The 21,879-nt window shown below is 70.4% G+C and carries 12 protein-coding genes; 7 read left to right on the top strand and 5 right to left on the bottom strand.

Features of this window, described 5'->3' with window-relative positions; translation table 11 throughout:
* Positions 1-13: 13 nt before the first annotated feature.
* Together ABZW60_RS07800 and ABZW60_RS07795 are read right to left on the bottom strand one after the other, a co-directional pair.
* A complete protein-coding gene (locus ABZW60_RS07800; protein ID WP_355474966.1) occupies positions 14-1,333 on the bottom strand; it encodes a CHAT domain-containing protein in 1,320 nt (439 codons plus the stop codon).
* A 78-nt stretch (positions 1,334-1,411) separates the two neighbouring features.
* Positions 1,412-2,215, bottom strand: coding sequence for a TIGR03619 family F420-dependent LLM class oxidoreductase (locus tag ABZW60_RS07795; protein WP_355474965.1), 804 nt, complete (start codon positions 2,213-2,215; stop codon positions 1,412-1,414).
* A 594-nt stretch (positions 2,216-2,809) separates the two neighbouring features.
* On the opposite strand from ABZW60_RS07795, the gene ABZW60_RS07790 reads away from it, so the two are divergent.
* Together ABZW60_RS07790 and ABZW60_RS07785 are read left to right on the top strand one after the other, a co-directional pair.
* Positions 2,810-4,411, top strand: a complete 1,602-nt coding sequence (locus ABZW60_RS07790) for a GGDEF domain-containing protein (protein WP_355474964.1) — start codon at positions 2,810-2,812, stop codon at positions 4,409-4,411.
* A 19-nt stretch (positions 4,412-4,430) separates the two neighbouring features.
* On the top strand, positions 4,431-6,020 hold the full coding sequence (locus ABZW60_RS07785) for a GGDEF domain-containing protein (protein ID WP_355474963.1): 1,590 nt from the start codon (positions 4,431-4,433) through the stop codon (positions 6,018-6,020).
* Here ABZW60_RS07785 and ABZW60_RS07780 read toward each other — a convergent pair.
* Positions 6,014-7,456 carry a class I SAM-dependent methyltransferase gene (locus ABZW60_RS07780; protein ID WP_355474962.1) on the bottom strand — a complete coding sequence of 481 codons (1,443 nt, stop codon included), beginning with the start codon at positions 7,454-7,456 and terminating at the stop codon, positions 6,014-6,016. The genes ABZW60_RS07785 and ABZW60_RS07780 overlap by 7 nt on opposite strands.
* An 85-nt stretch (positions 7,457-7,541) precedes the next feature.
* The gene (locus ABZW60_RS07775; protein ID WP_355474961.1) at positions 7,542-11,156 is read right to left on the bottom strand and encodes an NPCBM/NEW2 domain-containing protein; all 3,615 of its coding nucleotides are present in this window, start codon (positions 11,154-11,156) and stop codon (positions 7,542-7,544) included.
* Between the two features lie 177 nt (positions 11,157-11,333).
* On the opposite strand from ABZW60_RS07775, the gene ABZW60_RS07770 reads away from it, so the two are divergent.
* From ABZW60_RS07770 to ABZW60_RS07755, 4 genes are all read left to right on the top strand, one after another.
* A complete protein-coding gene (locus ABZW60_RS07770; protein WP_355474960.1) occupies positions 11,334-12,779 on the top strand; it encodes a hypothetical protein in 1,446 nt (481 codons plus the stop codon).
* Positions 12,780-13,068: 289 nt separating this feature from the next.
* A complete protein-coding gene (gene topA / locus ABZW60_RS07765; protein ID WP_355474959.1) occupies positions 13,069-15,849 on the top strand; it encodes a type I DNA topoisomerase in 2,781 nt (926 codons plus the stop codon).
* Between the two features lie 13 nt (positions 15,850-15,862).
* The gene (locus tag ABZW60_RS07760; RefSeq protein WP_355474958.1) at positions 15,863-16,291 is read left to right on the top strand and encodes a Fur family transcriptional regulator; all 429 of its coding nucleotides are present in this window, start codon (positions 15,863-15,865) and stop codon (positions 16,289-16,291) included.
* Between the two features lie 84 nt (positions 16,292-16,375).
* Positions 16,376-19,192, top strand: a complete 2,817-nt coding sequence (locus ABZW60_RS07755) for a glycoside hydrolase family 2 TIM barrel-domain containing protein (RefSeq protein ID WP_355474957.1) — start codon at positions 16,376-16,378, stop codon at positions 19,190-19,192.
* A gap of 97 nt (positions 19,193-19,289) precedes the next feature.
* Here the strand turns inward: ABZW60_RS07755 and ABZW60_RS07750 are convergent, their stop codons facing one another.
* Positions 19,290-20,702 (bottom strand): PLP-dependent aminotransferase family protein, encoded by a 1,413-nt coding sequence (locus ABZW60_RS07750; protein ID WP_355474956.1) that lies wholly within the window; start codon positions 20,700-20,702, stop codon positions 19,290-19,292.
* A 63-nt stretch (positions 20,703-20,765) separates the two neighbouring features.
* Here ABZW60_RS07750 and ABZW60_RS07745 point away from each other — a divergent pair, with 63 nt between their 5' ends.
* Complete coding sequence (locus tag ABZW60_RS07745) at positions 20,766-21,866, top strand: pyridoxal phosphate-dependent aminotransferase (protein WP_355474955.1); 1,101 nt, start codon at positions 20,766-20,768, stop codon at positions 21,864-21,866.
* Positions 21,867-21,879: the final 13 nt, after the last annotated feature.

Raw genomic sequence — 21,879 nt, 5'->3', positions numbered from 1 at the left:
CGCCGCTGATCGGTCACGGTCCCAGGTGGATGAACGGCATCCACACGCTCGGATTGGTCGGGTACTGATCACGCAGACGGCGCACCACGCGGTACAGCGCCTGCGCTGCGCCGTGGGCATTCGGCTGTCCGTCGCTCGTCAGCTCGGTGTAGACAGCCTCGACGACGTCTGCCGCCGTCGGGTCGTAGACAGACCAGAGCGTCGCGATCACCTGGCGGTAGCCGGCGTAGTGAATGGCGGCCGCCAGCGTGATGACCTCGTCAGGCAGGTGCAGTCCGCCGGTCGCGGTCTTACAGGCTGACAGGAACGCGAGATCACCCTGGTACGAGCCGGCAGTGATGCGGTGCACCGTCAGCATGCCGTCGTGCAGGAGCAGTCCGCCGTTCGACGGGTCCATGACGTCCTGGTCCCCGTGGCAGCTGAAGTGGACCCACGGGCTGCGACCCAGCTCCGCCAGCACGGCGGATGTCGTGGCCGCTTCGCCGTACAGGACTGTGCTGCTGTCGGGGAAGAGACGGGTGAGGAGCTCGACCTCGCGCTCGACGTTCGGCAGGGGGAGCTGGCCGGGGACGTCGGGTGCAGCGACGACCAGGATCCCTCGGCCGGCGGCGGATGGCGGTGCGCTCGTCGCCTCTGACAACGCTCGCACTGTGGGTGTGTACGACGGGACGACGCGGTCCAGCACCGTCCGGCCGGTCGGACCGTCGCTGTAGCGGCCCGCCGCGTGCAGTGGCATCGCGGTGAGCAGACCGGTCGGACACCACCACAGCCGCGGCCAGGTGTCGCCGGTTGGTGTCTCGGTCAGCCCGAGAGCCGTCAGGACCGGCTCCGCGATCGCGGTCCAGAGCCACTCGAGGACTTCGAGTACGACGCGTTCGGTGCGGATCCGCTCGGCGTGGAGCGCCGCGGCGGCGGCCTGGTAGGCGTGGACGGCGCCGGCGGACAGGTCGCCGTGCTCGAACGGATGTTGTTGCTCGGCGGCGGTCCTTCTCGCCGCCTCCAGGTCGTGGATGACCTGCAGGTAGCGGCCCGCCTGGTCCGCGGTCACGTCGTACGCCGCGGCCGGTAACGGGATCGCCGGCCGGACGCCGTCCGCCTCCACGATCAGCGCGTCCGATCGCTGCCGGCTGATGTTGACGACGACCACCGGCCCGCCGGCAGCAGCCTGCCTGAGCTGGTCCATCCCCGGTGGCCGGAGAAAGTCCGAGAAGCCGTCCAGTCCGCGGATCTCCGCCAGCAGCTCGTCCCACTCCCGCTCGAAGCCGATCCGCTCGCCGCCCCGCCGGGCACCGGCCGCCGCGACCTCGTCACGCCTGCGCAGCTGATCTTCCACGCGTCCCCCAGAACGCTCGGCATCCGAGAGCTCACCCTAAGGTGACACGGGTCCTCCGGCCAGCGCAGCGCCTGTCGCTCAGCCCAGCCGGAAGCGCTCGGCGAAGCGGGCCAGCTCGTCCAGGTCGGGTGTCGTGACGACCAGCCGAGTGACGCCTTGCTGCTCGTACGACGAGACCGCCGCGGGCGTCAGGTCGATGGACGCCCAGCGGGTGTACTCGAGGTTGTCGCGGCCCGAGCTCGCCAGGTCCCACTGGGCCGCGCGTTCGGCCGGCGTGAGCGCGCCGCCCGGGAAGTACCCGTCGCCGCGGTCGCGGGCGCGGCGGGCGGCCGCGCGACTCGAACCGCCGATGTGGATCGGCAACGTCGCGAGCGGATGCGGGAAGCTGCTCACGTCGTCCAGCCGGAAGAACTCGCCGGAGTAGCTGACGCGATCGTTCGACCACAACAGCCGCAGCACGTCGATCGCCTCGTCCGCACGGCGCCCGCGCGACGCGAAGTCCACACCCACCGCCCGGGCCTCGCCGGCCAGACTGCCCACCCCGACCGTCAGCAACCGCATCCGCCCCTTCGACAACACGTCGACCGTCGCCAGCCGCTTCGCCAGCACGACCGGGTGGTGGTACGGCAACAACACCACAGCCGTCCCGAGCAGCAGCCGCTCGGTCGACGCGGCGACGAAGGTCAGCAACTCGAGCGGATCGCCGTACGGCAGGTCGGGCGGCATCTCGTACCCACCGAAGCCGGCGCCCCGATACAGCGCCACGTGCTCCGGCACGTACAGCCCCTCGAACCCACACTCCTCGGCCCGTCGCGCGAACGCGACCAACCGCTCCGGATCCGTCCCGTACGCCGGCGTGCTGTAACTGACCGCGAATCTCACCGCCGAACGGTAAAACCCTGCCCCCAGGGTCAAGCCAAATCCGCCCCACCGCCACGGCCGCGACCCGCGGTACAGCTGCCGCGCGGGATGAGGACGGCCGTACAGCCCGCTGGGCGACTTCGCCGCGGGCGGGTGGGCAGTCACCGCGGCGCCAGCCGCAACGTCCGGCGTTAGCCGGAAGAACCCGGCGCCAGCCGGAACTCCGGGCGTCAGCCGGAACTCCCGGGCGTCGGCCGGAACCTCCCCGGCGTCGGCCGGAACCTCCCCGGCGCCAGCCGGTGCTCCCGGCGTTAGCCGGAACCTCCCCGGCGCCAGCCGGTGCTCCCGGCGTCGGCCGGAACCTCCCCGGCGCCAGCCGGTACTCCCGGCGTCAGGCGGAAACGGATGCCTCGGCGGTAGCCGGGGGTGGGTGGGGGCGCGGGTAGTGGGCGCGTAGGAGGAGCGGAGCGACGACGCAGTGCCCGCGAGCACGCGGGGGGCTCCCGTGCGTACGCCGTGTGCAGTTGGCGTGGCACTAGGTGGTCGTTGGCCGGATCGGGTCGTGACAGGATGTGGGGTAGGTGGTCACAATGGGCGGTCCGGCCCGAGGTGCGGGTGACGGATCAGGGAAGGGCCGTCGGCGGTATGGGCAATGGCGAGATGGCGGCGGGCGACGCGCTGACCGTTCGGATCGCCGCTGCGATGACGGCGGCCCAGTCGGGCGGGCATGCGACGGCGGCCGCGGAGATCGACGCGATCCGGGCCGAGCTGGGCGGGGTGCCGAGCTACACGGCGGCGGCCGCGGAGTATGTCCGCGGGGTGACCGCGCACCACGCGAGTGACGCCGACGAGGCGCTGAGGGCGGTCGACGCCTGCCTCGAGATCGCCCGCGCGATCGACGAGCCGGGCTGGGAGGCGAACGCCCTGCCGATCCGCATCATCAACCTGGCCCGCAGCGGCCGCGGCGGTGACACGGTCAACGACCTGGTCGCGGCCGAGGCAGCGTTGGACCGCACCAACGATCCCGGCCTCACCGCCTGGGCGCACACGGGCCTCGGTTACGCGTACGACGTCCTGCGGCTGTTCGAGCTGTGCATCCCGCATTACGAGCTCGCCACCCGCCTCGACGACGACGTGTTCGAGCTGGCCGAGTCGCTCGCCATCGACCGCCTGAATCTCGCCGAGACCTACCTGCGCTGGGCGCACGAACTCGAGCGCCTCGGCGATCCCTTGTATACAAGAGAGATCGAGGAGCGCCTGGCGTCCGCGGCGTACTGGGCGCGTGAGGCCGAGCAGGTCCTGGTCGACGACGAGTCTCAGGAGTTCTGGAAACTCAGCGCCCGGCTCTGGCTGTCCGCGGCCGTGACCGCCGAGGACCCGGGCCGAGCGGTCGCGGATCTGACCCAGCTCCGCGACGAGATCAGCAAGCTGGGCGAGACCGAGCGGCTCGCGATCGCCGGCGCCTACCTCGCCCGGGCCTTGCAGGCGCACGGGAAGCCCGACGAGGCCAAGGCGGCCGCGGACCGGGCGGCCGACGACCTGATTCCGTTGGCCGACCCATCGACCCATGTGCTGGTCCTGCAGACCCGCTCGGAGATCGAGGCGGCGAGCGGTACGCCGGGAGCGGTGGCCGGGCTGGCCTACGCCCGATCGGTCGCGCGCGGCTGGTGGAAGGAGCGCCAGCGCGCGCTGAACGCCGTACGGCATGCGCTTGCCGTGCACGATCTGCCGGCCCGGCACGACGCCGAGTGGCACGCGGCGCGGCAGGATCCGTTGACCGGCGTGGGCAATCGCCGGGCCCTGGACGAGCGGCTGACCGCAGCGCGCGACTCCGGCCGGGCGGTGACGCTGCTCGCGCTCGACGTCGACGACCTGAAGGTCGTCAACGACACGTTCGGGCACGCCTGTGGAGACGAATTGCTGCAGGTTGTGGCAAATCTCCTGGTAGAACAGGCGCGAGCCACCGATGCCGTGATTCGATCGGGTGGCGACGAGTTCTTCGTGGTCCTCGACCAGCCCGATGCCAAGGGCGGCGCCCAGCTGGCCGAGCGGATCCGGATCGCCGTCGGGGCGATCGCGGCGACGACGGACAGGCCGTGGCTTCGTGGGTTCGGGGTGAGCATCGGATACGCAGCGACCGCGGAGGGAACAGGTGTGGAGCAGCTGATCTCCAGGGCGGACCATCGCCTGTACACGGAGAAGCGCCGCAAGAAGTAACGAAGAGTGGGGAGGTGCGGTGCGGGAGACGTCGGGGGTGACGACACGGATCGCGACGGCGATGACGCGGGCGCAGTCGGGCAGTCCGGCCGAGGCCGGGCTCGAGCTGACCGCGCTGCTCGCCGAGCTCGGCCCGGAGCCGAGCCACGAGCGGGCCGCCGCGGAGTACGTGCGGGCCGTCGCGGCACATCACGCCACCGACTCCGTCGAGGCCCTGGACGCCGTCGACGCCTGCATCCGGGTCGCCCGCGCGATCGACGAGCCGGGCTGGGAGGCGAACGCGATCGCGCTGCGGATCGTCACGCTGATCCGCACCGGCGAGGGCGGTGACTCGGTCGCCGACCTGGTCGCCGCCGAGAACGCCCTGTCGCGGACCAGGGACCTCGGCCTGGCGGGCTGGGCGCACACCGGTCTCGGGTACGCCTACGACCTGCTCCGGCTGTACGAGCTGTGCATCCCGCATTTCGAGCTCGCCGCCGACGGTGACCACGACCCGCTCGGGCTGCCCGAGGCGCCGGCGATCAACCGGCTGAACCTGGCCGAGTCGAACCTGCGCTGGGCACACGAGCTCGAGCGGCTGGGCGACACGTCGTATGACGAGGAGATCCGGCAACGCCGCCGGGAGGCGCACCGCTGGGCGGGTGAGGCGGTCGACGTGATCCTCGCCGCCGACCTGCTCGGGTACTGGCCGATGGCGGGACGGATGTGGCTCGCGGCGAGCAACGACGCCACCGACGCCGGCGAGGCAGCGGTGATCCTGAAGGACTGCCGGGACCAGCTGGCCAAGCTCGGCGACCTGGAGCTGGCCGCGATCGCGGGCACCTACCTGGCCAAGGCGTACCTGGTGCTCGGCCGTGGCGGGGACGCGACGGACGCGGCGGACCGCGCCGCGAGCGACCTGCCGCCGACGTCCGACCCGCCGGTGGAGGCGTTGATCCGGCACACCGCCGTACAGATCGTCGCGGCGACCGGTGACGCCGGCGCGGCGACCGGCCTGCAGTACGCGCGAGCGATCAGTCGCGGATGGTGGGCGGAGCGGCTGCGCGGGCTGTACGCCGTGCGGAGCGCGCTGGCCAGTCACGAGCTGTCGATCCGGCACGACGCCGAGTGGCGGGCGGCGCGGGAGGATCCGCTGACCGGCGTGGGGAACCGGCGGGCGCTCGACGAGCGGATGTCGGTCGCGCAGGACTCCGGCCGGTCGATCGCGGTCGTCGCGATCGACGTGGACAACCTGAAGGTGATCAATGACAGCTACGGTCACGCCAGCGGCGACGACGTGCTGCGGCGGGTCGGGATGCTGCTGACCGAGCAGTGCCGCGCGGAGGACGTGGTGGCGCGTGCGGGCGGGGACGAGTTCGTCGTCGTCCTCGACAACCCGGACGAGCGCGGCGCGCCGGAGATGGTCGAGCGGATCAAGGGTGCGGCCGACCGGGAAGCGGCGCGCGCGGAGGAGCCGTGGTTCGCGATGCTGCGGCTGAGCGTCGGGCAGGCGAGCAGCACCGACGGTACGCCGGTCGCCGAGCTGCTGACCGAGGCGGATCGGCGCATGTACGCCGAGAAACGCCGGCGGCGGCGCGCTGCCCAGCAAGCCCGTCAGGCCAGTCAGTAGTCCAGGAAGCCCTCGATGACGAGGTTCCTGACCTGCGGCAGGTAGTCGGACAGGACGTCGACCACCGGGCGGTCCATGAGGTCGGCCAGGGCGGCGAGGATCTGGCCGGTGCTCAGGTCGCCGTCGCAGGCGCCGACGAAGCCGGCCAGGACGGTGTCGACCTGCTCGGCCCTGCGCATGCCGCGCTGCCTCCGGAGCACGATCGTCGCCGGGTCCTCGGCGCCCGGCTGACCGGTGGTCTCCTGGACGACGTCATCCGCGACGCGCAGGTGCAGGCCGGTCAGGTCGGCCGGGAGCCCTTCGAGCCGCTCGAACCGGTGCAGGACGTGCGGGCCGATCGGGCGCTCGATCTCGTACGGCCAGGACTCTGCGTGGAGTGATCCTTCGACGTTGTGCAGGGTGATCCAGCCCATGCCGATCGCTTCGACGTCGTGCTCGTCCAGGTAGCGCACCCACGCGTCGTACCGGGCCGTGTACTGCGGTGTGCCGTGCAGGCCGGCGTCGCGGAGCCAGAGTTCGACGTACTCGGACGGGTCGAGCTGCTCGCGCTGGACTGCCCAGGCGGAGCGGTCGGCGGTCCAGGTGGCAAGGCGGTCCTGCCAGTCCTGGCCGCGTACACAGGTCCAGTTGGCGAGCAGCTGGCACCAGCCACCGTCGGTCAGGTGGTCAGGCGCCTGGCGGACGAGTTGCTCGACCACGGCGTCGCCGGTGAACCCGGTCTCACGGTAGGTCAGGTCGCCGCCGGGCGGCGAGATCACGTACGGCGGGTTGCTGACGATCAGGTCGAACCGCTCGCCGCGAACCGGCTCGTACAGACTCCCGTCGCGGAGGTCGAGGTCGACGTGGTTGAGGGCCGCGGTCGCTTTAGCGAGCTGAAGCGCACGCGGGTTCACGTCGGTCGCGGTCAGCTGGTTGACGCGATCCGCCAGGTGCAGCGACTGGATGCCGCACCCGGTGCCGATGTCGAGGGCCCGCTCTGCCTTGATCGGCACGGTCAGCTGGATCAGGCTCAAACTCGCCGGAGCGATCCCCAGCACATAATCCGACCGCATCGCCTCTCGCCGCCCGTCGAGCCCCGGCGTGAGATCGGCAACCACCCACCACTCCCGCCCGTCCTCCGCGAACGGCCGAATGTCGAGCACCGCCCGTACGTCGCTCCCACTCCGCTCGACAACCCCCAGCGCCACCAGATCAACCCCCGGAAACGCCTTGCCCACAAGGCTTTCCGGGACCGTCCGCTGGAGCAGGAACAACCGGGTCATCGTGTCGAGCGCATCCCCCGACGCGGTCCGCCGAGCCGCCGGCGCCGTCTCGTTCCGCGCCAACGCCGCGTTGGCCTGCGCCCCCAGCCGCGCAGCAACCCCGTCCACCGTGTACCCCGCCCCGGCAAACGCCGTCCGCAGCCCGTCCACCACGTTCCCCGTCAACTCCAGCATGCCCACATCCTCGCACCACCGTGGACAAGCAATGGTGGCCGTGAACACGCAATGACGTGTTCACGGCCACCAGAGGGTGTTCAAGCTACGGGTTGCAGGTGAGTTTGGCTTCGGCCCAGTCGGCGTGGTCGCTGGTGTTGCCGTCGCCGCCGTCGGTGACTTGGAGGGTGAGGGTTTGGGCGCCGGTGACGTCGACCGTGGTGGTGGCGGTGGGGGATGTGCCGGTCAGTTGGTCGGACGTGTACCTGGCAGTGCCGTCGGTCAGGACCTTGAAGGTGACCTTGCCGCGGTCCTCCATCTCGTCGTCGATGCCGAGTTTGCTGGTGAAGGTCGTGCAGTTGCCGCCCAGCCGGACGCTGACCGACGACGGGGCGTGGGCGCCCAGACCCTTGGTGTACTGGACGCCGTCGAGCGTGATCGGCCCGCCGTCGCCGGCCGCGTCCTCGCCGTTGCTGTGGTCGCGCTCGACCGGGCCCCACCCGTTGGTGGAGTCGAGGAACTCCAGGTCGCTGACCCACTTCTCCCCGGTAGGTGCCGGGGGCAACGGCTTGTCGGCGATCGTGGCGGCGAAGAAGCCCAGCCCGCCGCCGGGCAGCTTGATCGCCTTCACGGTCTTCCCGGGATCGAGCGGTACGGCGGTGTAGAACACCCGGTAGTCCGTCGTCGTGTTGCTCAGCCCGGCCGCGGTGTAGCGGCCCTTGACCGACACCGCGAGCTTGGCGCCGCCCGTGGTCGGGTCCTGGCAGCACCAGTTCGGCAACTGGAACGTGCCCTCGGACGTCGACCCGTCGGTGTAGATGATCGTGACCGTGCCGCGCGCGTTCAGGCTGGCGCCCGCGCCCAGCAGGGCGAGATGCGATCCGGTCCCGGACACGAGGATCGGCGCCGACTGGTTCTTGACCAGGTTCGGCGCACCGGGCGCACCGCTCGGCCAGGTGAAGTCGGCGCCCTGCACGGTCACGGTCGCGCCGGGCGTGTACCCGGCCGCGGCCAGCGCCTCACCGTTGAAGCTGTTGCCGGACCCGTCGAAGTTGCCTTGCTTGTACGTCGCCGCGTCGCTCACCCCGACCACGTTCGCGGCCTGCGACACCGATGCGTACGGCAACTGCGCCGTGCCCGTCGCGGTGTTCGCATAACTCTTGTTCTGAGCAACGTATGACGCCTTCAACGTCAACGTGAAGCTCGCCGGCTTCACGTCCGCGCCGGGCGTGACCTGCAGCTTGGTCGTCACGGTCCGGCCCGGATCGACCGACGCGAAGGTGTTCGCGCCCGACACGCTCCACCCGGACGGCACCTGGACGTCCAGCCGTACGTTGCGCACGGTCGTCGCGGTGCCGTTGCGGAAGGTCGCGGTCACCTCGGTCGCCTGACCCGGAGCGTTCCACAGCGACGGTGTGGTGAGCTCAGGCGTGCCGAAGGTGTTGGTGACGTCGGGACCGCCCACCGCGGAGGTGCCGGTGAGCTGTACGACGGCGCTCCGGGAGGTGGAGATCGAGCCGGTCCGGACTCGGATCACTCCGTCCGCGTAGGACCACTTGGCTGCCTTGCCATCGACGAAGACGTTCTGCGGAGCGCTGCCTGTGTGGAGCGTGAGGTCGTACGGGCGGGCCGTCGGCTTGTTGTCGTACGAACCGAAGCTGGCGCCGATCTTGACCGTGATGTCCCCGCGGCCCTGGGTCGGCGCGTCGACGGCGAACGTCTGCGTCGCGGACTTGGCCGCTCGGGTCACACGGTCGTCCTCGTACAGGCTGAACGACGACTTGCCGGACGGGTAGATGTCGACGCTGATCGGGTCGCCGGGCTGCTGCTCGGCGGCGGTGTTGATCCCGGATTTCCACATCGGCACGACCGCGCCCGCCTTCACGAACAGCGGCAGTGTGTCGAGCGGCGCGTGGTACCCGTTCACGGTCGTCGGGCCCTGGTACACCCGGCCGGTCCAGTAGTCGATCCACCGGCCCGCGGGCAGGTAGATCCCGTTCTTCACCTCGTCCGCGCCGTACATCGGCGCGACCAGGAACTCCTTGCCGGCCAGGAACTCGTACTTCGTGGTGTCGTCCCACGTCTTCGGGTCGGTCGGGTACTCCAGCACCAGCGACCGGTTCAGCGGTGCGCCGGTCCGGTGCGCCTCGGCGGCGTAGGTGTAGAAGTACGGCAGCAGCCGCTCGCGGAGCTTCAGGTACTTGCGGTTGATCGAGGTGTACGGGTCGCCGTACGCCCACGGCTGCTTGTACGCCGGGGTCGACCAGCCGGACATGCTCATGAACGCCGGGTTGAACACCTTCCACTGCAGGTCCCGGACGTACGACGTGGCCGATCCGCCGAAGATGCCGTCCACGTCGCCCGCGCTGTAGGCGATGCCGGAGTTGCCGGACCCGGTGATCGCCGGGATCTGCCACTTGATCGCGTCGAGCGAGCCGCTGTGGTCGCCGGTCCACTGCACCGCGCAACGCTGGGCGCCGGCCCAGCCCTCGACCATCCAGGCGAACCCGCGGGCGTTGCTGTACTGCTCGATGCCGTCGTGCGCGGTGTCGCAGGCGGTCAGCGCGTACCGGTAGCCGGGGCCGACCCAGGCGACGTCGAGCTTGCGGACCCGGACACCGGCGTCGCCGACCTCGGCGGGCTGCCGGTCCAGGTTCGACTGTGTCCACAGGCCCATCTGGATGTTCCGTGCCCGCAGCTCGTCACCGGCCTGCTTCAGCGCCGGGATGTCCCGCTTGCCCCACCAGGTGCCGTCCACCTGCTCGGACTCGGTGTTGTCGGAGTAGCCGCAGCCGTAGTCGTCGTTGACGAGCATCCAGCCGCCCGGCATGTCCTCGTCCTTGAACCGCTGCGCGACCTTGACCGCGTCGAGCGTTGTGACCTTGTCCGGGTTGACCTTCCAGTCATTGCTGGGGTCAGGGTCCGTCGCGTAGTGACCGCGGTTGTAGCAGTCCGAGTCGCCGTACTCGAGCCCGTAGATCGGCGGCATGAACGGCCGGCCGCTGAGCTCGGTGTAGCGATCGAGGGAGGTCTTGAGGTCGCCGACGAAGTAGTACGCGTCGAACCGCTTCTCGTCGTGTGTCGCGGCGACAGGGCTGGCGAAGTCGTAGCTGCCCGGGCTGAACGTGTTGCGGAGTACGCCGTACCCGGCCGTGCTCATGTAGTACGGCGAGGCGTTCGGGTTACCGCCGTCTTCCCAGTTGAAGTCGCGGGAGATCTTGATCGTCTGGTCGCGGTGTGAGAAGCGGCCGTTCTGCATACCGCCGCCGAAGAACTGCTCGTTGGTCCCGCGGCCGAGGGTCTGCGTGGTGGAGGTGTCGGTCCAGGACAGCGGCGCGGCCTCGGACCACACCAGCTGGCCGTCGGAGCGGTAGAGCGAGAACTTCAGCGGCTGCTTCTGTGCCCGGACCTCGATCTTGCCGGTGGTCAGCGAGTAGTACGCGCCGCGGTCCCGCCAGCTCGTCCGCGGCGTCCCGTAGTCGGTCTTGGTGACGATCGTCGAGCCCTCGCCGGTGCCGGCCGGGTCGGTGAAGTTCCCGTCCGGGGCCATCCAGAGCCGGAAGACGTCGTCCTTGAGGAACACCACCCGGACCTTCGCGGTCCCGGCGCTGAGGGTGTATGTCGCCTGGTCGGCGGAGAAGCCGGTCACGTCACCGAGCGTGGTGCCGGCGGCCTGCGCCGAACCGGCCGTGTGCACGAGCGCGCCGGCTAACAAGACCAAGGCGACTACTGAACGTTTCATGCGGACAAAGATGCTCACGAGTGCCTCACTTCACGCATCAATGAACAAAGATGGGCACATTGAAGCTCACCTGATCGGGATTGTCATCAGGTCAGCTTCATCAAGTTGAGACGGTGTCGCGATCACGGGGTGAATCGGGGCGATGACGATGAGCGCATGGCGAACTCGCGTCCCATCAGCCTCAGCAGCCACAGCCTCACCAGGCGGGGCATTCTCAGGGCCGGCCTGACGGCCGGCTTGGCGGCGGGGGTCACCGGGGCCCTGGCGGGCTTCGCGCAGGCATCGCCGTTCGAGCCGGACGCCGTCACCGGTCCCGGCGGCCGGGACCGCCGCGGTCTCGACCCGAGCCGGCTCGACCCGAGCCGCGTCGGCCCGGGACGTCCCGATCCGACTCGGCCCGGACAAATCCGCCCGCAGGGCGACCCCGATTTCCATCCCGTGCGGTTCCGATTGCCGCAGCCGACCGGGCGTAAGGCGCTCGGGACGGCGGCGATCCACCTGGTCGACCGGTCGCGGCCGGATCCGAGTATGCCGAGCGGGCAGCGGGAGCTGATGATCAGCGTCTGGTACCCGGCGGGCATGTCCGGCACGGCGCCGTACGCGAAGTACATGCCGCCGAAGACCGCGGTCGAGGTGGACGACGCCTGGACGGGTGAGTACGGCCTCGCCCTGCCCAGCGGCTCGTTCGACTTCGCGAACACCGAGACGCACTCTCGGGTCGACGTACCGGTGCAGCGCCTGCGGCACCCCGTCGTACTGTTCTCGCCCGGCTATCAGTACAGCCGCTTCGTGAACACCGCGCAGGTCGAGGACCTGGCTAGCCGCGGGTACGTCGTGGTGACGATCGACCACACGCACGAAACGCCGGTCGAGTTCCCCGGCGGACGGTTCCTGCCCGGTACGCCGGCGCCCGAGCCGGTCGACCCGGCCGCGATCCGGAAGGCGGTCGAGACCCGGACCGCCGACGCGCGGTTCGTACTGGACCAGCTGGAGCTGATCGCCGGCGGTCAGAACGTCGCGGCCGACGGCAAGGACCTGCCGGGCGGGCTGGCCGCGGCGCTGGATCTCCGCAAGGTCGGCATCTTCGGGTTCGGCCTCGGCGGGTACGCGGCCGCGAACACGATGCTCGAGGACGAGCGGTTCCTGGCCGGCGTCGACCTGGACGGCACACTGCAGGACGACCGGCTCGAGGGCCCGCTCGGTGAGGTCGCCGAGCGCGGACTGGACCGGCCGTTCCTGCTGTTCGGCTCCGGCGAGACGCAGCGGACCGAGCCGGGCAAGGAGCACTACGACAGCTCGTGGGCGACCTTCTGGGAGGCGCAGCGCGGCGGGAAACTCAACCTGACGCTGCTGAGCACCAAGCAGAAGGCATTCACCGACTACCAGTTCGTCTTCTCCCAGCTGTTCCACGACATCTACGGCGAGGACCCGATCATCACCTCGGTCATGAAGGCCCTGGTCGGCAGCGCGAAGCCGGCCCGCAGCGTGCTTGCCCAGCGCGAGTACCTGGCCGCGTTCTTCGACCAGACGCTGCGCCGCCGCCCCTCGCTGCTGCTCCGCGGCGAGTCGCCGAAATTCCCGGAAGTGCGCTTCGCCCGCTGAGACGGCGTACGCTCGTAGCCGTCGCCCGGGGCACACTGTGGCGGTGTGGCAACGCGCGGTGACGGTGGGGTGTTCGACACTTTCTGGCACCCTCGGAGGCATGCAGGGGCCGTCAGCGGTTACCGTGCGTTGAGAAAACGCGTTGCCGTCGGCCTTACCCTGTCCTCGGGCAGGGTCGGTCTGTGCTCGGGGGAACAGACGTCGCAGACGAGACGTTGTCGGCAGGACGAGAGTAGGGAGCGCAGTGGCAGGGGCAGCAGGGACGAAGACAGCGGCAGGGACCCGTCTGGTGATCGTCGAGTCGCCGAAGAAGGCGCGGATGATCGCCGGTTTCCTCGGGTCCGGGTACGTGGTGGAGTCCAGCTTCGGCCACATCCGCGACCTGCCGAGCGGGGCGGACGAGATCCCCGCGAAGTACAAGGGCCTCCCGTGGGCCCGGCTCGGCGTGAACGTCGAGGACCACTTCGACCCGCTGTACGTCGTGCCCGCGGACAAGAAGGCGCAGATCCGCAAGCTCAAGGACCTGCTGAAGGGCGCCGACGAACTCTTCCTCGCGACCGATGAGGACCGCGAGGGCGAGGCGATCGCCTGGCACCTGCTGGAGGAGCTGAAGCCGAAGGTCCCGGTCCGCCGGATGGTGTTCCACGAGATCACCCCGAAGGCGATCCAGGACGCGGTCGGCAACGCCCGGGACATCGACGAGGCGCTCGTCGACGCCCAGGAGGCGCGCCGGATCCTGGACCGGCTGTACGGCTACGAGGTCTCCCCGGTGCTGTGGAAGAAGGTCATGCCGCGGCTGTCGGCGGGCCGGGTGCAGTCCGTCGCGATCCGGATGGTGGTCGACCGCGAGCGGGAGCGGATCGCCTTCCGCAGCGCGTCCTACTGGGACCTCGACGCGACCCTCGACGCCGGTGAGAGCCGGACGCCGCGGCAGTTCGGTTCCCGCCTGGTCTCGGTGGACAGCAAGCGGGTTGCACAGGGCCGCGACTTCAGCTCGACCGGTGAGCTCAAGGGCGCCAACACGGTCCACCTGAACGAGCAGACCGCGACCGCGCTGGCCGCCGCGCTGCGCGACTCGCAGTTCACGGTCCGGTCGATCGAGTCCAAGCCGTACACCCGCAAGCCGTACGCGCCGTTCCGGACCACCACGCTGCAGCAGGAGGCCGGCCGCAAGCTCGGCATGTCCGCGTCGCAGACCATGCAGGTCGCCCAGCGGCTGTACGAGAACGGCAACATCACCTATATGCGTACCGACAGCGTCACGCTGTCGGACACCGCGATCACCGCGGCCCGGGCCCAGGTCCGCGAGCTGTACGGCGCGTCGTACCTGCCGGACAAGCCGCGCGTCTACACCTCCAAGGTGAAGAACGCCCAGGAGGCGCACGAGGCGATCCGTCCGGCCGGCGAGGTGTTCCAGACTCCGGCGCAGACCGGTCTGAGCGGCGCCGAGTTCCGGCTGTACGAGCTGATCTGGATGCGGACGATCGCGTCCCAGATGAAGGACGCCGCCGGGAACAGTGTGTCGATCAGGATCGACGCGACCGCGTCCACCGGCGAGCAGTGCGAGTTCACGTCGTCCGGCCGGGTGATCACGTTCCACGGGTTCCTCAAGGCGTACGTCGAGGGCGCGGACGACCCGTCCGCGGGCACCGACGACCAGGAGACCCGGCTGCCGAACGTCGAGGAGGGCGACGTCCTGCCCGCGATCGAGGTCCTTGCCTCGGGGCACGAGACGAAGCCGCCGGCGCGGTTCACGGAAGCGACGCTGATCCGGGAGCTGGAGGAGCGGGAGATCGGGCGGCCGTCGACGTACGCCTCGATCATCGGCACGATCCAGGCCCGCAAGTACATCTACAAGAAGGGCCAGGCGCTGGTGCCGGCCTGGCTGGCGTTCGCGGTCGTCCGGCTGCTCGAGGAGCACTTCACCCGGCTGGTGGACTACGCGTTCACCGCGACGATGGAGGACGTGCTCGACGAGGTCGCGGCCGGTGACCTGCAGCGCGAGGGTGTGCTGTCCCGGTTCTACTTCGGCGACGACGACCTCGAGGGCCTGAAGTCGATGGTCACCGACCTGGGCGACATCGACGCCCGGGAGATGTCGACCTTCGGTGTCGGCGGCGACGACAGCGGCATCGTGGTCCGCGTCGGGCGCTACGGGCCGTACGTCGAGGACAAGGACGAGCGGCGCGCGAACGTGCCCGAGGACCTGCCGCCGGACGAGCTGACCGTCGACAAGGCCAAGGAGTTGCTGGAGCAGCCGTCGGGTGTCGAGCACGAGCTCGGCAACGCACCGGACACCGGCCTGAAGGTGGTCGCGAAGGCCGGCCGGTTCGGGCCGTACGTGACCGAGGTGCTGCCGGAGGACGCGCCGAAGGGCGCGAAGCCGCGGACCGGCTCGCTGCTGAAGTCGATGACGCTGGAGTCGGTCGGGCTCGACGACGCGATGAAGCTGCTGTCGCTGCCGCGCGTGGTCGGCAAGGACCCGGAGTCCGGTGACGAGATCACCGCGCAGAACGGGCGCTACGGGCCGTACCTGAAGAAGGGCACGGACTCGCGGTCGCTGTCGTCCGAGGAGCAGATGTTCGACATCACCCTCGACGAGGCGCTGAAGATCTACTCGGAGCCGAAGCAGCGCGGCCGCCGGGCTGCCGCGCCGCCGCTGAAGGAGCTGGGCGAGGACCCGGAGTCCAAGAAGCCGGTGGTGGTGAAGGAGGGCCGCTTCGGTCCGTACGTCACCGACGGGGAGACCAACGCGACGCTCCGCAAGGACGATTCGGTGGAGACCATCTCGCTGCTGCGCGCGGCCGAGCTGCTCGCCGAGAAGCGCGCCCGCGGCCCGGTGAAGAAGACCGCCAAGAAGGCCGCGAAGAAGACGACGACGAAGAAGACCGCCGCCAAGAAGACGACGACCACCAAGAAGACCGCTGCCGCGAAGAAGACCGCCGCGAAGAAGACGGCGGCCAAGAAGACGGCAGCCAAGAAGACGACGACCACCAAGAAGACCGCTGCCGCGAAGAAGACCGCCGCGAAGAAGACGGCGGCCAAGAAGACGGCAGCCAAGAAGTCCTGAGGGAGCGGCGCCCATGACGAGCGCGGTCGAGGTCAGCGCGCAGCGGTTGCGGGAGCGGGGCGAGCGGGTCACGCCTGCCCGGCTCGCGGTGGTCGAGGTGCTGGCGGGGACCGAGGAGCATCTGAGCGCGGAGCAGATCGGCGAGCGGGCCGAGCAGCTTCGGCCGGGGATCCACCGCGCCACCGTCTACCGGGCGCTGGACGCGCTGGGCGAGTTCGGCCTGGTCACGCACGTGCACCTCGGCCGGGCGGGGACGACGTACCACCTGGCCGGCGATCTCGCGCCGCGGCATCTGCACCTGCGCTGCTCCGAGTGCGGCACGGTGTACGACGCGCCCGGCGACATCCTCGAGTCGGCCCGCAAGAAGGTCGCCCGCGAGCTCGGGTTCCATCTCGCGCCCGAGCAGGTCGCGCTGGTGGGGGTCTGCAAGAACTGCCGGTAGCGGCCTGACCGGCGACGGTCACAACTGTCCATATCTGTTGATCGGTGTGGAGTTGTGAACAGGATGGGCTTAGGGTCGACTGCTGTGACTCACTACGTCGAGGACTTTGCTTCCGGGGAGAACGTCCTGCCCCCGCGTTCCTGGCTGGATGATGACTCGGCGAGGCTGCCGCTGTCGGGCGACTGGAGCTTCCGGCTGTCCCCGACCGTGGCGGACGCGCCGGACGACCTGAAGGACCCGGACACCTCCGGTTGGGACACGCTCGCGGTCCCGGGCCACTGGCAGCTGAACGGGTACGGCGCGCCGGCGTACACCAACATCGTCTACCCGTTCCCGCTCGAGCCGCCGTACGTGCCGACCGAGAACCCGACCGGCGACTACGTCCGGACCGTGACGGTGCCGGCGGACTTCGCGGGCGCGAAGGTCGTCCTGCGGTTCGAGGGGGTGGACTCGCGGTTCGCGGTGTACGTGAACGGCGAGTGGGTCGGCTGGTCGTCCGGCTCCCGGCTGGCGAGCGAGTTCGACATCACCGACCTGGTTGCCCCGGGCAAGGAAGCGCGGATCGCCGTCCGCGTCCACCAGTGGTCGGCCGGCTCCTACGTCGAGGACCAGGACATGTGGTGGCTGTCCGGGATCTTCCGCGAGGTCAACCTGCTCGCGCTGCGCCCGGACGCGCCGACCGATGTCTTCGTCAAGGCCGCCTGGGACCACGTCGACGGCGCCGGCACGCTGCTGGTCGAGTCCGACGTACCGGGCACCGTCACCGTGCCCGAGCTCGGGCTGGAGCTGCCGACCGGCGAGCACACCCGGGTCGAGGGCGTGCAGCCGTGGAGCGCCGAGGTGCCGCGGCTGTACGACGCCGTGCTGCGGACCGCGGGCGGCGAGGTGCGGCTGCGGATCGGGTTCCGGACGGTCGCGATCGTCGACGGGATCTTCACGGTCAACGGCAACCGCGTGCTGTTCAACGGCGTCAACCGGCACGAGTTCCACCCCGACCGGGGCCGCTCGCTGACCGAGCAGGACATGCTGGACGACGTACTGATCATGAAGCGGGCCGGGATCAACGCGGTCCGGACCAGCCACTACCCGCCGCACCCGCACTTCCTGTCGCTGTGCGACGAGTACGGGTTGTACGTGATCGACGAATGCGATCTCGAGACCCACGGGTTCGGGTACGAGCCGCAGCCGCCCAAGCTGCCGAACCCGGTGATGGACGAGCGCTTCCGGGACGACCTGGTCGACCGGATGCGGCGCACCGTGCACCGGGACAAGAACCACCCGTCGATCGTGATCTGGTCGCTCGGCAACGAGTGCGGGATGGGCGACAACCTCAAGGCGATGTACGACCTGGTCAAGGAGCTCGACCCGTCGCGGCCGGTGCACTACGAGCGCGACACCGAGGCCGAATGGGTCGACATCTACTCGCGGATGTACACCTCGCCCGAGGGGTGCGCGGAGATCGGCGCGGACGACTCGCTCTACCGGGGCATCCCGTTCATCCTGTGCGAGTACGGCCACGCGATGGGCAACGGCCCGGGCGGGCTGCTCGACTACCGCGAGGTGTTCGAGAAGTACCCGCGCTGCCAGGGCGGATTCATCTGGGAGTTCATCGACCACGGGCTGCGGACGACCATCGACGGCCGCGAGGTCTACGCGTACGGCGGGGACTTCGGCGAGACGATCCACGACGGCAACTTCGTCTGCGACGGGCTGCTGTTCCCGGACCGGACGCCGTCGCCCGGCATGCACGAGTACGTCAAGGTGATCGAGCCGCTGCGCATCGTTGCCGATGGCAACCGGGTGGCGATCACCAACCGCTACGAGGTGCTGGACACCAGCCACCTGAGCTTCCGCTACGTGGTGGCGACCGAGGGGGCGGAGGTGGACTCCGGGACGTTGGCGGTTCCGGTGATCGCGGCCGGGGACACCGTTGTCGTGGATCTGCCGTCGGTGGATGCCTCGAAGGCCGAGACCTGGGTGACGGTCACCGCTGAGCTCACCGAGGCGACGTCGTGGGCCGAAGCCGGCCACCGCATCGCCTGGGGCCAGATCCGGCTGGACGAGCCGGCCCTCCGGCCGGCTCGCCCAGCCGGTGGCGTGGAGGGCGGCGCTGCTGGGGCTACGGCCGGCGGGGCCGGTGTGGCGGTGGCCGATGGTGTGGCGGGGATCGACGGGATCTCGGTTGCCGGGGTGCGGAACGCCCGGCTCGACGTCTGGCGGGCGCCGATCGACAACGACGCGATTCCTGGTGTCGCGGCGGCCTGGCGCGAGGACGGGCTGCACCGGGTGCAGCACCGGGTCGTGTCGCAGGGCGAGCGCGACGGGGCCTGGGAGGTCGTCACCCGGACCGCGCCGCCGGCGCTGCAGTGGGGCCTGCGCAGCACGTGGCGCTGGACCGCTGTGGACGGCGGGGTCGTTCTGGAGCTGAGCGTCGTACCGGAAGGGTTGTTCCCGGAGGTGCTGCCGCGGCTCGGCGTCACGTTCGAGCTGCCGAAGGTGCAGCAGGTCGAGTGGTTCGGCACCGGCCCGAACGAGGCGTACGTCGACACGCGCGAGGCCGCCGCGGTGGGCAAGTACTCCGCCACGGTCGCCGAGCTGCAGACGCCGTACGTCCGCCCGCAGGAGAACGGCCACCGCATCGACACCCGCTGGGCGCAGCTGGACGGCCTGCGGATCGAGGCCGTCGACCAGTTCTTCGGCCTTACGGTCCGCGACTGGACCACGGCCGACCTCGAGAACGCCAAGCACACCGCGGACCTGGTCCCGGGCGACACCACCTACGTCACCCTTGACCTCGCCCAGACCGGCGTAGGCACGGCGGCCTGCGGCCCGGCCCTCCCGGACCGCGACAAGCTCAAGACGGCCCCGGCCTCCCTCACCCTCCGCTTCACCACCGCCTGAGCGGACCTGAGGCACTCACCAACTGGTGGGTCTCACGCTCATCACCGACCCGGTCGCGTCCCGACGACCGGGTTGGTGAGTGCCTCACGTCCGCCTTTCAGATCGCGATGGATGGGCGGGGGTGGATGCGGGTGGTTGAGGGGCGGTAGTCGGTCCAGGCTGATTTCAGGCGGTGGACGGCTTCGGTGAGGTCGGTGGGGTGGGCTCTGAAGTGGAGGCGGATGTAGGGGGCGCCTGCATCGGTGACGTCGAGGCCCGCGCCGGGGAGCACTGCCAGGCCGTGGCGGAGGGCCGTTTGGGCGAAGGAGACGCCGTCGCCGTACGGGAGGCGGACCCAGAGGCACTGGCCGCCGGCCACGGTCGGGATCTCCCAGGTGGGTAGCGCCTCGGTGAGCAGACCGTGCAGGTGGTCGTGGCGTGACTTGAGCGTGCGAGGCAGGTCAGGGCCGTGCAAGAGCGGGAGCAGGTGTACGGCGGCCAGTTGACTGGGGACGTTGCCGCCCAGGTCATGGACCGCGCGCAGCCTGGCCAGGCGGTTGATGAGCGGTGGTGCCGCGCGGATCCAGCCGATCCGCAGGCCGCCCCAGATGCTCTTGCTGAGCGAGCCGATCGAGATCACCGAGTCGCCGTACGCCGCCATCGGCACGGGGAGTTCCGCACCGGGGAACCCGAGGTCGGCCGGCACCTCGTCCTCGATCACCGGGATCCCGGCGCCGGCCACCCGCTGACGCGCGAGCGCGGACATCACCGAGCCGGTCGGGTTCTGGTACGTCGGGATGACGTACGCGATCGCCGGACGCCGCTCCCGGACCGCCGCCTCGAGACCCTCGAGTCCCACCGGCAGCCCGTGCAGGACGGCGCCCTCCTCCCGGAACACCTCCAGTGCGCCCGGGTACGTCGGCGCCTCGACGAGCACCTGGTCCCCGGGCGACACCAGGGCGTGTGCGAGCAACGAGAGCGCCTGCTGGCCGCCGTTGGTCACGAGGATCTGCTCGTACGCCGTCGGTACGCCGCGAGCCGTATAGCGGTCCGCGAGCGCCGTACGCAGCGCCGGGTGTCCGTACGGGTAGTAGCCGATGTCGTCCGTGATCCGGCCGAGCTCCGGTGCGATCGCCGCGAACGCGTCCGCGAGCTGCGACGGCGGATCGCCCGGCGCGGCACACACGGCGAGCAGTACGTCGTCGTCGCGGGCTTCCAGCGAGTCCAGGAAGATCGGATCGACCGGCGCGTCCTCGGCCTGGACGTCCGACGGGACACCGGCGACGCGGGTTCCGCTGCCCTGGCGTCGGGCGATCCGCCCTTCGGCCCGGAGCATGTCGTACGCGGCGACCACCGTCGTACGCCCGACGGCCAGCGCTCCGGCCAGCGCGCGATCGGGCGGGAGCAGGACGCCCGGCGGTAGCTCGCCGTCGTCGATCAGCTGCCGCAGGCGGGCCGCGAGCAGCACGTAGAGCGGGCCACGGCCGGACGACCAGCGGCCCAACCGGTCAACCACCTCGATTGGTCTCATCTGCGAACCAATTCTGCCGGATTGGCTCTGCAGCGGCCAGCGGATGTCCAGAACCATGGCGGTATGGCGACCTTCCCGAGCAACCCGATCATGTCCCTGACCGCCGAGCAGCCACGCCACGAGCTGGGCGAGAGCTACGGGCCGGACCTCCGGCTCGCGGACCTGCTCACGCCGGAGCTGGCGGACCTCGAACTCGGCTACGGCACCGCGGCCGGCAGCCTTCCCCTCCGTACGGCGATCGCGGACCGGCACGGCGTACGGCCGGAGGACGTGGTGATCACGGTCGGCGGGATGCACGGGCTGTTCCTGCTCGCGTACCTGCTGGCGGACGGCGGCGGCCAGGTCGTCACGACGGCGCCGGAGTTCCCGATGACGCGGAACGCCTTCGAGACGGTCGGTGCTGCCGTGCGGGTCGTTCCGTTGAGCTTCGACGACGGTTATCGGGTCACTGTGGACGCGGTGCGCGCGCAGCTGACGCCGGAGACCAAGCTGGTCAGCCTGGCGACCCCGCAGAACCCGTCCGGCGTCGCCGTGGCGCTGGAGACGCTGCGAGACGTCGTCGCTGCGATGAGTGAGATCTGTCCGGACGCGTATCTGCTCGTCGACGAGACCTACCGGACCGCGTCGTACGGGGACGATGCGGTGGCCGACACTGCGCTCGGGCTGGGGCCTCGGGTGGTGTCGGTCGCGTCGCTGTCCAAGTGTCATGGGGCGGCGGGGCTGCGGATCGGGTGGGTGATCAGCACGGATGCCGGGTTGGTCGAGCGGCTCACGACGGCGAAGTTCAGCACCGTGGTCACCGCGTCGCCGGTCACGGAGGCGCTCGCGCTCCGGGTGTTCGAGCAGGAGTCCGCGATCCTCGGCGAACGAAGGTCGTGGCTGGAGCAGAACCTCCTGATCACGCAGGACTGGATCAGTGCGAACCAGGACGTCGTGGAGTGGGTTCGGCCGTCGGCCGGGGCGTTGTGCGTGGTCCGGCTGAAGCCTCAGGTGGATGTCGGGCGGTTCCGGCGTGCGGCAGCGGAGATCGGCGTACGGCTGGCGGACGGGGAGTGGTTCGGGGACGAGCCCGGGGTCTTCCGGCTCGGATTCGGGTTCCTGCCGGTGGCCGAGCTGAAGGCCGCGCTGGACGCGCTGGGGGAGGCTGTGCGCGCTGCCTGCTGATGCGCTGCCAGGG

The organism is Kribbella sp. NPDC003557, assembly GCF_040610805.1.
In the GTDB taxonomy this organism is placed as follows: Bacteria; Actinomycetota; Actinomycetes; order Propionibacteriales; family Kribbellaceae; genus Kribbella.
Note: the sequence above shows the minus strand (reverse complement) of the source record. Positions and strands in the feature narration are given on the sequence as shown.